Source organism: Thioclava sp. FR2 (assembly GCF_051200875.1).
Classification (GTDB): domain Bacteria; phylum Pseudomonadota; class Alphaproteobacteria; order Rhodobacterales; family Rhodobacteraceae; genus Pseudotabrizicola.
The window spans coordinates 3201007-3214402 of the sequence record NZ_CP195191.1 but is presented as its reverse complement, the minus strand read 5'-3'; the positions used below and the strand labels follow the sequence as shown (position 1 = coordinate 3214402).

At 57.9% G+C, this 13396-nt stretch carries 14 protein-coding genes; 8 read left to right on the top strand and 6 right to left on the bottom strand.

Annotated features, from left to right (window positions below; translation table 11 throughout):
- Positions 1-27: 27 nt before the first annotated feature.
- Together ACSBLW_RS15455 and ACSBLW_RS15450 are read right to left on the bottom strand one after the other, a co-directional pair.
- Entirely contained in the window at positions 28-1320 is a 1293-nt protein-coding gene (locus tag ACSBLW_RS15455) for a glycosyltransferase family 4 protein (protein WP_435257490.1), read from the bottom strand.
- Positions 1317-2726 carry a hypothetical protein gene (locus ACSBLW_RS15450; protein ID WP_435257489.1) on the bottom strand — a complete coding sequence of 470 codons (1410 nt, stop codon included), beginning with the start codon at positions 2724-2726 and terminating at the stop codon, positions 1317-1319. The genes ACSBLW_RS15455 and ACSBLW_RS15450 overlap by 4 nt, the downstream gene beginning before the upstream one ends.
- A gap of 204 nt (positions 2727-2930) precedes the next feature.
- On the opposite strand from ACSBLW_RS15450, the gene ACSBLW_RS15445 reads away from it, so the two are divergent.
- Positions 2931-3683: a WecB/TagA/CpsF family glycosyltransferase gene (locus ACSBLW_RS15445; RefSeq protein ID WP_435257488.1), complete on the top strand. Its 753-nt coding sequence runs from the start codon at positions 2931-2933 to the stop codon at positions 3681-3683.
- On the opposite strand, the gene ACSBLW_RS15440 is transcribed toward ACSBLW_RS15445, so the two are convergent.
- Positions 3684-4637 (bottom strand): glycosyltransferase family 2 protein, encoded by a 954-nt coding sequence (locus ACSBLW_RS15440; protein ID WP_435257487.1) that lies wholly within the window; start codon positions 4635-4637, stop codon positions 3684-3686.
- A gap of 290 nt (positions 4638-4927) precedes the next feature.
- Here ACSBLW_RS15440 and ACSBLW_RS15435 point away from each other — a divergent pair, with 290 nt between their 5' ends.
- Positions 4928-5863: a CpsD/CapB family tyrosine-protein kinase gene (locus tag ACSBLW_RS15435; RefSeq protein WP_435257486.1), complete on the top strand. Its 936-nt coding sequence runs from the start codon at positions 4928-4930 to the stop codon at positions 5861-5863.
- Between the two features lies 1 nt (position 5864).
- The gene (locus tag ACSBLW_RS15430) at positions 5865-7196 is read left to right on the top strand and encodes a Wzz/FepE/Etk N-terminal domain-containing protein (protein WP_435257485.1); all 1332 of its coding nucleotides are present in this window, start codon (positions 5865-5867) and stop codon (positions 7194-7196) included.
- A 71-nt stretch (positions 7197-7267) separates the two neighbouring features.
- Here ACSBLW_RS15430 and ACSBLW_RS15425 read toward each other — a convergent pair whose 3' ends face one another.
- Together ACSBLW_RS15425 and ACSBLW_RS15420 are read right to left on the bottom strand one after the other, a co-directional pair.
- Positions 7268-7975: a sugar transferase gene (locus ACSBLW_RS15425; RefSeq protein WP_435257484.1), complete on the bottom strand. Its 708-nt coding sequence runs from the start codon at positions 7973-7975 to the stop codon at positions 7268-7270.
- Between the two features lie 465 nt (positions 7976-8440).
- The gene (locus ACSBLW_RS15420) at positions 8441-8629 is read right to left on the bottom strand and encodes a hypothetical protein (protein ID WP_435257483.1); all 189 of its coding nucleotides are present in this window, start codon (positions 8627-8629) and stop codon (positions 8441-8443) included.
- Positions 8630-8837: 208 nt separating this feature from the next.
- Between ACSBLW_RS15420 and ACSBLW_RS15415 the strand changes: the two genes are divergently transcribed.
- The gene (locus ACSBLW_RS15415; RefSeq protein ID WP_435257482.1) at positions 8838-10064 is read left to right on the top strand and encodes a glycosyltransferase; all 1227 of its coding nucleotides are present in this window, start codon (positions 8838-8840) and stop codon (positions 10062-10064) included.
- Entirely contained in the window at positions 10061-10858 is a 798-nt protein-coding gene (locus ACSBLW_RS15410; RefSeq protein WP_435257481.1) for a hypothetical protein, read from the top strand. The genes ACSBLW_RS15415 and ACSBLW_RS15410 overlap by 4 nt, the downstream gene beginning before the upstream one ends.
- Here the strand turns inward: ACSBLW_RS15410 and ACSBLW_RS15405 are convergent.
- Positions 10845-11480 (bottom strand): SGNH/GDSL hydrolase family protein, encoded by a 636-nt coding sequence (locus ACSBLW_RS15405; RefSeq protein ID WP_435257480.1) that lies wholly within the window; start codon positions 11478-11480, stop codon positions 10845-10847. The genes ACSBLW_RS15410 and ACSBLW_RS15405 overlap by 14 nt on opposite strands.
- Positions 11481-11605: 125 nt before the next feature.
- Here ACSBLW_RS15405 and trxA point away from each other — a divergent pair, with 125 nt between their 5' ends.
- The 3 genes from trxA to ACSBLW_RS15390 are packed head-to-tail and all read left to right on the top strand — an operon-like array spanning position 11606 to position 13383.
- Positions 11606-12517 carry a thioredoxin gene (trxA, locus tag ACSBLW_RS15400; RefSeq protein ID WP_435257479.1) on the top strand — a complete coding sequence of 304 codons (912 nt, stop codon included), beginning with the start codon at positions 11606-11608 and terminating at the stop codon, positions 12515-12517.
- A gap of 30 nt (positions 12518-12547) precedes the next feature.
- A complete protein-coding gene (locus ACSBLW_RS15395) occupies positions 12548-13192 on the top strand; it encodes an LON peptidase substrate-binding domain-containing protein (protein WP_435260135.1) in 645 nt (214 codons plus the stop codon).
- Entirely contained in the window at positions 13189-13383 is a 195-nt protein-coding gene (locus tag ACSBLW_RS15390) for a Trm112 family protein (RefSeq protein WP_435257478.1), read from the top strand. The genes ACSBLW_RS15395 and ACSBLW_RS15390 overlap by 4 nt, the downstream gene beginning before the upstream one ends.
- Positions 13384-13396: the final 13 nt, after the last annotated feature.

Here is a 13396-nt window from a genome sequence, read left to right as displayed (position 1 = left end):
AGGAATGTGGCGGTGTGGGCGATGTCGCTAAATATCGAAAAAATCGGGCTTCTTCTCGCGTTGGCCAAGCACCCAGCGATAGACTTCCAAGATCTGCTCGGCCTTGCGATCCCACGTAAAAAGTGCACCGACACGACGTCGCGCCGCGTTTGCTTTTTCGGCAACCTCTTTCGGATTTGTCGCGCAATGGTCCAACGTCGCGGCCAATTTCGCAACAACCGCAAGCCGGTCGCCAATGGGAACCTTATATCCAGTAGCTTCGGTCACAAGTTCAGCTGGGCCAGCGTAGTCTATCACCACAGGGCAAAGCCCCAAAGCCATCGCTTCCAGAACAGCGCCGCCACCAAATTCGCGGATAGACGGAAAGGCCAACAACGTGCATTGCGCCGCAATGTCCTGCACCTCTTCATGACGCTTCCAGCCATGAAAGACGACAGCATCCCCAAAGGGAGCCGCCTGTTCGCGCAGCGCGGGCATCATGTCTCCGTCGCCGATGATTTCCAGAACCATTCGACCAGAAGCAAGCAAGGGTGCGGCTGCCTCTAACAGCATATCCACCCCTTTTAACGGGACCAGGCGACCAATGAAGCAAGCCCGCAAAGGAGCGGCCCCAGTATGGTTCGCCTGCCGCCAAAAACGATCAGGGTCGATGGCATTCTCAGGAAGATAGACGACCCGATCGTGGAAAGATGCCGGAATGTCGTGCAGGGTCTGCTTCGACCCGGCAAGGATCGCATTCGCCCGAAGCGTCGCGCCACGCCCCGGCAAGGCTTTGTAAAGGCTTCTGAATTTACTCAACCATTCGCGCTCTCGCCGCATTTCTGTCTGAAAGCCCTTGGGCCAAGGTACGCCTCCATTGATGGGACCAAGAACGAAGGGCACGCCCGCACGGCGGCATTTTGCGGCGATGGGGCTTTGCTGAACGGGCGAAAGTGGGGTGATGCGGTGGACGATATCGTATTTTCCGGCCCGAAGATCGCCCCCGAATTTGCGCCAGACCAAATGCTCAAAATAGGGATAGCTGATCGTCTGGATCGCCTGCTGCACGGTCCAGCCTTTGCCACCTCCTCCAGTCAGAAGCGAACCAAGCTTCCACAAGGGCCGCGCCAATGCCTCGGTGTCGATTGCTGTAAAATCGACCCCTTCCACCAAGCCCGCCCGCAAAAATGCATCCCGGTTCCGAATTTGCGTCACGATATGCACGTCGGCCACGCGCGACAGCGCACGTGCAGCGGACCAACCAACCAAGGGCACAGAAACCCATTCAGGGTTCGCAGCCTCGGCCAAAACCAGAACTTTCAGCTTATCAGTAGGACTCATATGACCGTGCGCCCCGGTTTGAATTCCGCGTTAAACGCTGCAAGATCTTCGATGTGACGAACGCGAGCCATCGCTTCGGCATAGCCCAAAAGCGAACCGGCCATCAGCCACGTAAAGGGAATAAGCGTGTCATTCGGCAACAGATCAAACAGATTTGCCGCAAGGATCAGGGCAATTGCCCCCAAGAATGGTGACAAAGAGTGTCCCGGTCGGAACCACGCTTCGCGAGCGATCAAAAGCAGTGGCACGACCAAAAGCCCGAACTCTGCGATGTAGCCAACCCAGCCATTGCTTCCCAGCGTGATGATCCAACCGCCATCCGAAATGACCGTGATCTGCCCGCTAACCGCATCGCGCAGCAGTCCTCGTCCGTATCCGCCCCACCCGAAAATCGGATGCTCCGCCGCCCGAGCCAGCAACAATTCTTCATTGTGAATCCGAAATGCAAGAGACTGCCCGCGTTCTTCATTCAGTGATCTTGCGAATTCCAGAATATCCTCGACCGGGATAAGATGTGCGCCGCGCAGCAATGGATAGGTGATCACGATGACGGCCATTGTGACCGCAATCACCACCTGAAGCCGCACTGGGAAAAGCAAGACCGCGGGCACCAGAAGCATCGCATAAATCACTGGCCCAGCACTTCGACAGAACAAAAGAACCACGGCCAAGTAAAGCATGATCAGCAATTGCTTGGGGCGCAAAGCCGCCGGACCAACCCGAAACAGCGTAACCGCAGCAACAAGGCACATGAAAGCGAAGAACGCGACCCACAGCCCATGCGGCATGAACACGAAAGGCCGGAAACCTCCGAACCGGATCGCCTGACTGAAGTCGTGCTGAAAATAGCCGTAGATCCGCAAGTTCAACTGCGGTGACATGCGCGCCTCGAAAAGCATCGGCACAGAATAGATCAGACCGGCAACCATCAGGGCGACGATGACGGCGCGCAATCCTTGATCTGTTCCAAGATATTTGCGGGCCAGAAAGAAGGGCAAAAGGGTAATAAGTTGGTTCGCAACGACGGCGACCGAGTCATAGATTTTCATCGCCGGCACCATTGCATTCTCAAAATACAACGGCTCATTGTTCACCAAGACGGTGCCAAATGGGCTAAGCACATAAAGAAGCATCAACCATCGAGCCAGCAGCGTTTCAGGCCAAAGAGAAAGGCGATCTTTCAACAGGAAAAAAACGGCCGCCGCGGCCGCAAGGCTTGGGATCGAATATTTGTCAAAGTCCGGGATCATCGGAAGGTCAATCGCAATCACCGGGGGCAGCAACATGTAACCGCCCAAGATCGTCCAGATCAGCGCCCGTGCGGGATCCATCCGCTGATAAAAGAACCAGGCGGCGACCGGCCAAATGGCCAGCATAAGATAGGCAATCGGGTTTGCGATCGGCATTCTGGGCCTTTCGGCGATCTCCTGTTACGGGCTTTACCGTTGCGGTTCGGGATAACTTAACCTTCCAAATAGGCGGGGCTAAGCCACAATCTTGTCGTTCAGATGGCAAATCCACCTTGTGATCGCCAGTATCGACCTTTTTCAGTTCGCCCAATCCCTCAAGATGCTATCAGGGCCAAAATGACGGCAGGCCAGAGAAGAGAAATGCAGTTTCGCTTTCCCGATCAGACAATCACGGTGAATTTCTCGGATCGCGAAAAGCTCTTGGCTGAGGTTCGCAGACGCTTTCGGGCAGGTCATGGCTTCGCCCTTGGCACGATCAACCTTGACCACCTTGTGAAACTCCGTCGTTCCAGTGCGTTTCGGAAGCTCTATGCCGCGCAAGACCTGATCGTCGCCGATGGCAATCCGATCGTCTGGCTGTCGCGCCTCGCCAAAAAGCCGGTTTCCTTGGTGCCGGGCTCTGATCTTTTGCGCCCTATCCTTGAGTTGGCGGCAAAGGAAAACATGCCTGTCGCATTCTTTGGCTCACAGTCAGAGGTCCTAGGCAAAGCCGCTGCCAAGTTGACGGCCGAAATCCCAGACCTTTTTGTGATCTGGACGCAGGCGCCAGCAATGGGTTTTGATCCGGCCGGCGACGATGCAAAGGCAGCCCTGCATCTGATGCGAGACAAGGGCGTGCGGCTCTGCATTCTCGCTCTAACCTCGCCCAAACAAGAGGCTTTCGCCATTCTCGGCCGCGAACTTGCGCCCGAAATCGGCTTTTGCTGCTTTGGTGCCGGGCTAGACTTTGTCGCGGGCCACCAAACGCGCGCGCCGGCTTGGGTCCGCGCGATTGCCATGGAATGGCTTTGGCGTGCGCTCTCCTCACCGCGCCGCCTTGTCCCGCGCTATGCCGCCTGCGCCGCCATTCTGCCAAAAGAAGTGATCGAGGCCGTACAGCAACGCAGCCATTGATCATTTGTATTCGATCAGTCCTCTGCGTCGATCTGCCAACCGACGAATATAGTACTCCAAGGCTCCAACGGCCTCGGGAAATTTGCCCAAGACAGTAAAGGCTCCCCACAGCAGCCCACCCCGCTTTGACAGCCGGACGATCTGGATCGGGTAGACAAGGAGCGCGAACCAAAGAACGGGAAAGGCCAGAGCGCCAAGCACAATTGCGACCGGAAGCAAGGCCCCCCAAAACAGGGCACGGCGTGTCTCTCGCACCCAATGTCGGTCCGGGCCTTCGCCATGCAAAGCCGCCCCTTCGGCAAAGGCAAATCCCGCACGCCTTGCCCTGCGCCACCATTGCGAAAAGCGTGTCAAGGCCGCATCATGCAGCGTCATCTCTGCATCAATGCGCCAGATTTCTCCGCCAGCTTGCCGAAGCCGCAAACAGAGTTCAGGCTCCTCGCCGGCAATAAGGTCATCTCGATATCCGCCTGCCGCAGCAAGGGCCGCATACCGGATCAACGCGTCGCCGCCACAAGCCTTCGCTTGGCCAACAGGCGTATCCCATTCAAGATCAATAAGACCGTTGTAGATTGACTTCTGTGGCCAACGCTCCCGCCGCCTGCCGCAAACGACAGCGGCCAACGGGTTGGAGGCCATCTTTTCCAAAGCAGCTGGAACCCAGCCCGGCTGCAATTCGCAGTCGCCGTCAATGAACTGGACAAAATCGGGCGGATTTTCAGAAAGAGACTTCCACCCAACGTTGCGGGCGCGCGCCGCAGTGAAAGGAACAGACAAATCCAAAACCAGCACTTGCGCGCCAGCATGGCGAGCGGCCTCTACGGAACCGTCGCTCGACCCACTATCGACATAGATCATTCGGCGAACCTGACTTTTCACCGAACCAAGACAGGTGATCAGTCGGGCCCCTTCGTTCCGCCCGATCACGACGGCGTCGACTTTTGGATGGGTCATTATAATGGCCGCTCCAGCCCTGGTTTTCCTACGACAATCATAGACATGATCCCGCGTCACAGCCAAGCCGGACCCATCCATAAGGCGGGCGCAACCCTTTCAATTGCTGGGTTTATCTGCTAAATATGTCCGGAACTGGGCGGGGGCCCGGCGATTCTGGCTTTTGTCTGTCTTCACTCATGCTGACAGCCATTTCACCAGATGAACCAAGGTCGTTGCCTGCTGCATGGCGGGTGTGGTTGTCCTTTTGCGGCCGGAAATGGCCGCGCTTTGCAGGAGCGAGCCAGTTCATGGCCCGACACAACACCATGGCGTTGGTACCGCGAGAAGCGCCAGATATGGGTTTTTTCTCAATGCAAGAGGATGATCCGTCGACCTCACGCCGCGACAGGTCGCACAACCGCTCTGTGTTCCGAACCGGCCAATCCACCGAGACGGACGCTCTGCCGATCGACCTGGAAATCGGGCGCGACATCTTTACAGACCCATTTCCAATTGCCGTTTTCAACCCGTCGCGGGTCTGGGAATCTCTGAACGCCGTTGCGCTGGACTCTCAGCATCTTGCAAGAAACGGTCTATTTACCAAAACGGAACAAAGCGCCGCCGGACCGGCGTTTGACATCTTGCGCACACGGATCGCACAGGCGATGGCCGATAAAGGCTGGCGGCGTTTGGGCATCACCTCCCCCACCCACGGCTGTGGCAAATCCTTCGCTGCGGCCAATTTGGCCTTGGCGTTAGCGCGACGCCCGGGAAGCCGAACCGTGTTGATCGACCTCGACCTCCGCAGCCCCGGGCTTCACCATTTGTTCGGCCTTTCGCCGCTTGGCCCCCTGCGCGAGTTTCTGGACGGCACGCAACCGATGGAGTCCCTTTTCGTAAGGATCGGCCGCAGTCTTGCCATCGGGTTGAACTCCGAACCTCTGATGGATGCTGGCGATGTCCTTCACGCGCCAGATACTGCCGATGCGCTGGCTGCTATGGACATTCAGCTTGATCCAGAGCTGGTGATCCTGGACTTGCCACCAACGCTTGTTGGCGATGACGTGATCGCAATGGCCGACAAGATGGACGCTGTTCTTCTTGTTGTCGACGCAACCAAGACAACCGCAAAAGAGATCCGCGCTTGCGAGGCCCTGTTTGAAGGCAAGGTTCCTCTGTTGGGCGTCGTCCTCAATCAGGCCCAAGACCACGGTTTGGGCAAACTGCGCTACGGGAAAACCTGACATGGGACCGATCCAGACATTCGAAGACTTGATCGGCCTTGTCCTCCGGCGCTGGAAAATGATCGCGTTGATTACGGTCATCGGCTCGCTGATGGCGGCTTGGTACGCCAAATCCAGACCTGACACCTTTGAAACCGCAGCGGTCCTGCAGGTCGAACAGGCCTCGATTGTGAACCGGACAGAAGGCCAGTCCAGCAACCCGCTGCAAATTCTTCAAACCATCGAACAACGCCTGACCACACGCGAAAACATTCAGGCCCTGATCGACCGCCACAGTTTGGCGGCGGATATGCCGGGATTGTCGAAAGAAGAGCAGATTCTGGCGCTGCGCAGCTCAATCCGTTTTCAAAGCGTCTCAAGCGCCACGGGGGGCGGGCTTTCCGCGATCATCGTGGTGGCCCAATCCGGCGACGCAGAGAATGCCGCCCGGATCGCAAACGATCTTGCGCAAAGCGTTCTGGATTTGGGCAGCGAGGGCAAAAAGGCTCAGGCTGACGCAAACTACACCTTCTTCAAAGCTGAAGAAGCGCGGCTTTGGCAGGAACTGTCAAACCTGGAGGCCGAAATTGCTTCTTACCGAGAAGCAAACCGCAGCGCCCTTCCGTCCGTCCGCGAGGCGCGGCAGGACGAAGTGGTTCAACTGGACGCAGCCCTGCGTGAATTGGACCAAGAGATTGCCGGGCTTCAAGTCGAAGAAAGCCGCATCAGTTCCAACCAAACCTTGCGCGCAACGGATCGGCGGCGGCTGGAAGAAATTACTCAGCGCCTCGCCGTTCTGAATTCTCAGCGCGATCCCATCCTTGCACGCAAAGCGGCGCTCGATCAAAGCCTGTCCAATGTTGCCGAGGTAGATCGTGTTCTCTCGACCTACGAACGCCAACTCAGACAGTTACAGGATCAATACACTGTTGTATCGCAGCGTTTGGCAGAGGCCGAAACAACACGTCGACTTGCCGAGAACCAGCAGACGGAGCGTTTTTCGCTGCTGGAACGAGCCGTGATCCCGGAATACCCGCTTGGATCAGGTGGCAAGAAACTGGCAATTGCCGGGGCCGTCGGAAGCGTTGGACTCGCACTGACTTTGGCCTTCCTGCTTGATCTTCTTCATCCCGCCATTCGAACCTCCGCTCAGATGGAGCGTGAGCTGAACATCCGTCCCATCGTCGCGATCCCAGCGCTGCGTCCCGCTGACCGCATGCCAAGCGGTCGTTCGATGATCAAGTCGCTGATCGAAAGCGAGGCCGGACGGCTGCGGAGTGGTCAGCTTCCGGGCAATGCGACAATACTTGCAGGTGCTTCTCTGCTTTTGGTCGCGATGTTGTGGATGGCCTGAACAGGCAGGCATACAAATGAAGAAGGCCCGCTTTTGGAAGCGGGCCTTCTTCATTTTGCGTTCAATCCTGATCAGCAGCCAGTGCCATTCACGACAACGCCAACTGTGCGCATCAAAATCCGCACGTCCGTCGAAAATGCCAGACCTTCTTCGTAAACCGTGTCGTACTCTGCCCGCGCACGGAACGTCGTCCGGTTGCGTCCTGCCGTCTGCCAATATCCAGTGATCCCCGGGCGCAGCAGGTAATAGGCGGTACCGGGATAAAGCTCTTGCTGGTTCACCATCATCGGGCGCGGCCCTACCAGACTCATGTCACCAATCAGCACGTTCCAAAGCTGCGGCACTTCATCCAGAGAGGAGCGCCGGAGAAATTGCCCCAGTTTCGTAATGCGCGGATCATTGCGAAGCTTTTGCGTCGCATCCCATTCCGCCCGCGCCGCAGGGTCTCTTTCCAGCAGCGCCGCCATTTGAGCATCGGCATCGCGTACCATCGAACGCAGTTTCCACATCCGAAAGATCTTGCCACTGCGGCCAACGCGTTCCTGCGTGTAAAAGGGGCTCCCGCCGTCGCGCGCAACCGCCACAGCCAATAGGCCGACAACAGGCACAATCACAGGCACAGCGAGCATTACCGCCGTAACGTCAAGAACCCTTTTGAAGACATCACGATACATCCCGAACGAGCGCTTGCGTTGACCAAGTGGCCGCTCGGCAAGCAACGACTTGCTAGCAACAGGCGTAGCCGACCTGCTCGGAATTTCCGGAAAGCTGATGGTCATTGCATCAGCCCACCACAAGTGATCCGTCGCCAAGCGGTGAACAATGGCAATTGCTCAGTAGCAATGAATATCCCGTTCAGCCGAACCGAAAGGATCGGTGATAGCAGCCATTTGCAGAACATCTATAGCACTCGGTTAAAGCGCCCCCCGTCGGATATTTTACCTGTTATTAAGCACATTTGACGACCTCCATAAGGATGGAAGGGGTGCTTTTTTACCTTCTTTCGGCGGCAAAATAGACATACTTCCGTCTATAAGATGCCTTACTTTTCCTCGGACAATCTGGGGTTGCAGGCTATCCTCTGCTCGCTGGACGCACCTAGGGCATTGATTCGGCGAAAAATCGCGCAAAGGGCCTAGGATCACACTCCCCTCTGGCGCTTCAAGTTCCGCTGGGTCAACGGGGGCGGATGCCCAGCCATCTTGATTTTGTACCCAATCCGGAAACAATCGGTCTTGGTCGCATCAGGTTTTCGCGCTCCGTGCAGCCAAGATGCAAAGGCTTGCCGCCCCGACCAAAGCATAAACGGTCAACGCAACAAACGGCCGTCCAACGAACGTCAGAACCGCAAGGGCAGGCAGGCCAGCAACGACCATTGCGGCCAGAATACAGGCCAGCATCCGCGCAGAGTGATGTGCGTCAGTCGCGATCAAGCCAGAAGCCCCCCTCTAACTCTATCCACGATTCATTTAATCTGACGCTAGGAAAAGCAAGTCACCACAGACCTTAGTCCGATGAACCAAAGACCAGGTGGCGCAGGTGCCGCACAATGCGCACACCGCATCGCAGGGGGCTTGCATCCCAAGAAAGCAAGCATGATCCTTGCGCTGTCAGCTTTGCTCCTGCCACAAGGCCACGTTCTTGAAGATCGCTTATCTAGTGAACACCTATCCGCGCCCGTCGCAGACGTTTATCCGGCGCGAAATCCACGCACTCGAGCGTATGGGTTGGCAGATTGAACGCTTTGCCTTGCGCTCGGATCGGGCCGCTTTGGTTGATCCGGCGGACATCGCCGAAGACAGCCGAACCGAACATCTCCTCGATAAAGGATTAAGCCGCCTGCTCCCCACCGCTTTCGGCTGGCTGGCCCGAAATCCGGTCGGCGCGCTCAGATCGCTGCGCCTTGCTATCAAATGTGGCCAGCGTGGCGCGGGGGGCACCCCCGGAACCGGCGGCATTCTGCGCCACTTGGTCTATTTTCTTGAAGCCGCGCAATTTGCTCGGCGCTGCAACGAATTGCGCCTGTCTCATGCCCATGTCCACTTTGGCACAAACGGCGCAACCGTCGCCATGCTGGCCTCTGAAATGGGCGGGCCAGGCTATTCCTTCACCACACACGGCCCCGAGGAATTCGACGCTCCCCGCGCGCATTCCTTGGGCGAAAAGGCCGACCGCGCAAGGTTCACGGTCGCAATTTCCAGTTTTGGGCGAAGCCAACTTTGTCGCTGGTCCTTGCCGGAAACCTGGCCTCGGATCAACGTGGTTCATTGCGGCATCGAGCCGTGGAAATACACAAACATCCCTCCCCTACCGGACGGTGGCCCGCGCTTGGTAGCAATCGGGCGCCTCTCTGAACAAAAGGGCTTTGGCCTGCTTCTGGATGCACTGGAAATTGTCGCACCGGATATTCCCGATCTGCGGCTTACGCTGGTCGGGGATGGCGAATTGCGCCCGCAGATCGAGGCGCGAATTGCCGAACTTGGCCTGTCACGTCATGTCCATCTTGCCGGTTGGCTCGATGAAAACCGTGTCAACCAAGCCCTTGCCGCATCCACGGCTCTGGTTCTGCCAAGCTTCGCCGAGGGTTTGCCAATGGTGGTGATGGAGGCGATGGCGTCTGGCCGCCCTGTCATCGCAACCTCCATCGCAGGCATCCCCGAACTGGTCACGCCGGAGTGCGGCTGGCTTGTGCCTGCAGGGGATCCCAAGGCCCTTGCCAAGGCGATCAAAGATCTGGCGGAAACGCCTCGTGACCGTCTTTCAATCATGGGCCAGACTGCACATCACCGCGTGCTTATGCGCCATAATATCGACACCGAAGCCGAAAAACTTGCCATTCTCATAGCCCGCAAAGGCGTTCCCGAGTGACCCATTCCGTAATCATCGCCTGCGCCAGTAATTCGGATGATATCCTCGGCGCGAACCTTGCGGCGTCGCCTGTCATCGGGGAACGCCTTGCCTTGCATGTTCAGCGCAATGCGCCCTCGGCCACGATCGCCTATAACCGCGCCATAGACGCAACCGATGCCGAGGTGGTGATTTTCGCGCATCACGATGTCTACCTGCCGAAAGGCTGGGACATCGTTCTTGCAAATCGGCTTGCGGAACTGGACAAGCATCACCCTGACTGGGCGCTTGCCGGGGCCTTTGGCGTGGCCAGCAATTCAAAACAATTCGGCCCCGTCTGGACCTCAAGCCTCGGCCAGATCATCGGTCATGTCCCGATGGGACCAGAGCCTGTGAACAGTTTCGACGAAATGCTTATCGTCTTGCGGCGTTCATCTGGTTTGCGCTTCGATGAACTGTTTCCGGGCTGGCACATGTACGGCACAGACATCGTATGTCAGGCGCGTGCGGCAGGAAAGAAAGCCTATGCCGTCGGGCTGCCCTGCATCCATAACGACCGCTTTCACGGCGCGCTTGGCCCCGATTTCACCGAAAGCTATCGCCAGATGCAGCAAAAATGGCGGCAGTTCCTTCCCATTCAGACACCGGTCACAAAGATCAGCGCCTCTGGCCTCCATCTCATGCGCGAACGCTGGAACATGCGCAATTCAGAAGGCCAAAGGCAAATGGACTCTGTCGATACTGGCACCGCGCCAGACCAATTGGCGGCACGCTGCGGTTGGTCCGATCTGTCGGCCAGCATTACAACCGTGTGATCGCGTCCGCCACGGCCACGCCCAGTTTTCCGTGGGCCTCGGCCTCATAGTGAATCCCGTCCACCGGGCTGACCGCGATGACGTCGCCCGCATCCAGAAACCCGATGCCGCGCGCCTTTGCAAACGCCCGGTACAGGCTTGGCAACCCGCGACTGCGAGCTGCCGCCCCATAGAATTCGCCCATGATCGGGCCAACCTCTTCGACAGGCGGCGGGCAAATCAGCAGGATCTTAAAACCGCCATGGCGCTGCTGCATTTCCAAGGATTGCGCCACATCGACCAAACCCGCGACTCCCGCCAGAACCATGTCCGGCGTGCTGGCGAAACGCGCTTTCACGTCGTTCGTGCCCAGCATGATCGTCAGCACATCAATCGGCCCGTGGCTTTGCAGGGCGATCCGCAGACCGGATCGGCCATTCATATGGTCGCCCATCACCGGGTCGTCGAAAGCTGCGGTCCGGCCGGGAAGCCCCTCTTCCGCCAATTCCCAACCCGCCCCAAGCTGGCGCAGGCAGACCTGTGGCCAACGAATATCCGCGCCAAATCGACGGTATTCGCCCCGAACCTCGATCGGGGGTGTTCCATGCGTATTGCTGTCCCCAAAGGTTAGAAGAATTGGCATGAAGACCTCCCCGCTATCGCCCGTCTGACGCTAGTCCGGCACAGCGCGGCTTAGCAATGCCCCCCTTGGACTTTCAATCACCAAAGCGCATATAGAGGCAAACCCATTGCCGAAAGAGGGATCCGATGTTCACGCTGGACGCCAATGCCGCCCCGACTGCCCCCGCCGCCGATCTGATCAAGGACGGCGACGAAGCAAGCTTCATGAAAGATGTCATCGAAGCCAGCCGCGAGGTTCCGGTCATTGTCGATTTCTGGGCGCCGTGGTGCGGCCCGTGCAAGCAGCTTGGCCCCGCACTCGAAGCCGCCGTCACCGCCGAAAAAGGCCGTGTCCGCATGGTCAAGGTCAACGTCGACGAAAACCAGCGCATCGCAGCCCAGTTGCGCATTCAATCCATCCCCACGGTCTATGCCTTCTGGCAGGGCCAGCCGGTTGATGGCTTCCAAGGCGCGCTTCCCGGATCCGAGATCAAGAAGTTCATAGACCGCATCGCTGGTCTTGCGGGCGATGGTGGCCTGTCCGAGGCCATCGAGGCCGCCGAGCAAATGCTGGAAGAAGGCGCCGCGGCTGATGCTGCCGAAACCTTCGCCGCAATTCTGGAAGAAGAACCGGAAAACGCTGCCGCATATTCCGGTCTTATTCGCGCGCATCTGGCGATTGGCAATTCGGATCAAGCGCAAGCCCTGCTTGACAATGTGCCCGCCTCCATCGCCTCGGCCAAGGAAATCGAAGCCGTGCGCGCCCAGATTGAACTGGCCCGGCAGTCGGCAAATGCGGGGCCGGTGGCAGATCTGATGGCCGCGCTTGAGGCAGATCCCTCAAACCATCAGGCACGCTTTGACCTTGCCACGGCTTTGCTGGCCGCCAAGCAGACGGAAGAAGCGGTCGACCAGCTTCTCGAACTTTTCCGGCGCGACCGCGAATGGAATGACGGCGCTGCAAAAACCCAGCTTTTCACTATTTTCGACGCGCTTCCCGCAAAAGACCCAATCGTGCTGAAGGGCCGCCGCAAGCTTTCGTCGATGATATTTGTCTAATCAGGGCTGCGCGCTATGTCTCGGCGTATCATGATCAGCGCGTCAGACCTGCCCGACACGATCCCGATTTTCCCCTTGCCCGGAGCGTTGATGCTTCCCCGGGCAAGGCTTCCCCTGCACATCTTTGAACCGCGCTATCTTGCGATGATCGAAGATTGCATGAAGTCGAAAACCCGTCTGATCGGGATGATCCAACCCAGCGAAACGCCACTTGGCGAAAAGCGTCTGCACAAGATCGGCTGCGCAGGCAGGCTCACCGGATTTTCAGAAACCGAAGACGGGCGCTATATGATCACACTGACAGGGATCAGCAGGTTCCGCGTCCGTGAAGAGGTTCAAGGCTTCACGCCCTATCGTCGCTGCTTGGTCGACTGGGCGGCCTTTGCCCGCGATCTTTCCTCTGAAGAAGAGGCAGATCCGGGATTTGATCGAGAGTCCTTTTTTGCGCTCCTCCACCGCTATCTGACCGCGTTGAACCTGTCGACGGACTGGAGCAATCTCAAAGAAGCCGAGACAGAGCTCTTGATCAATTCACTCTCCATGCTCTGCCCGTTATCGGCAGAGGACAAACAAGCCCTGCTCGAAGCGCCCACGCTGACAACCCGGCGCGAAACGCTGGTTACCCTTATGGAATTTGCCCTGCGCGGCGGCGCGGGTGAGGATTTGATACAATGAATGACCAAAATTCCGACACGACCCACTTTGACCCGCGGATGCTGGAAAGCCTGATCTGCCCGGTGACTCATGCGGTTCTCAGCTACGATGCCGAACGTCAGGAACTGGTCTCAAAGGCCGCGCACCTTGCCTTCCCCATTCGGGGCGGCATTCCGGTGATGCTGGTGTCTGAAGCCCGCGAACTGGAATAGGCCGGCGGGCCAA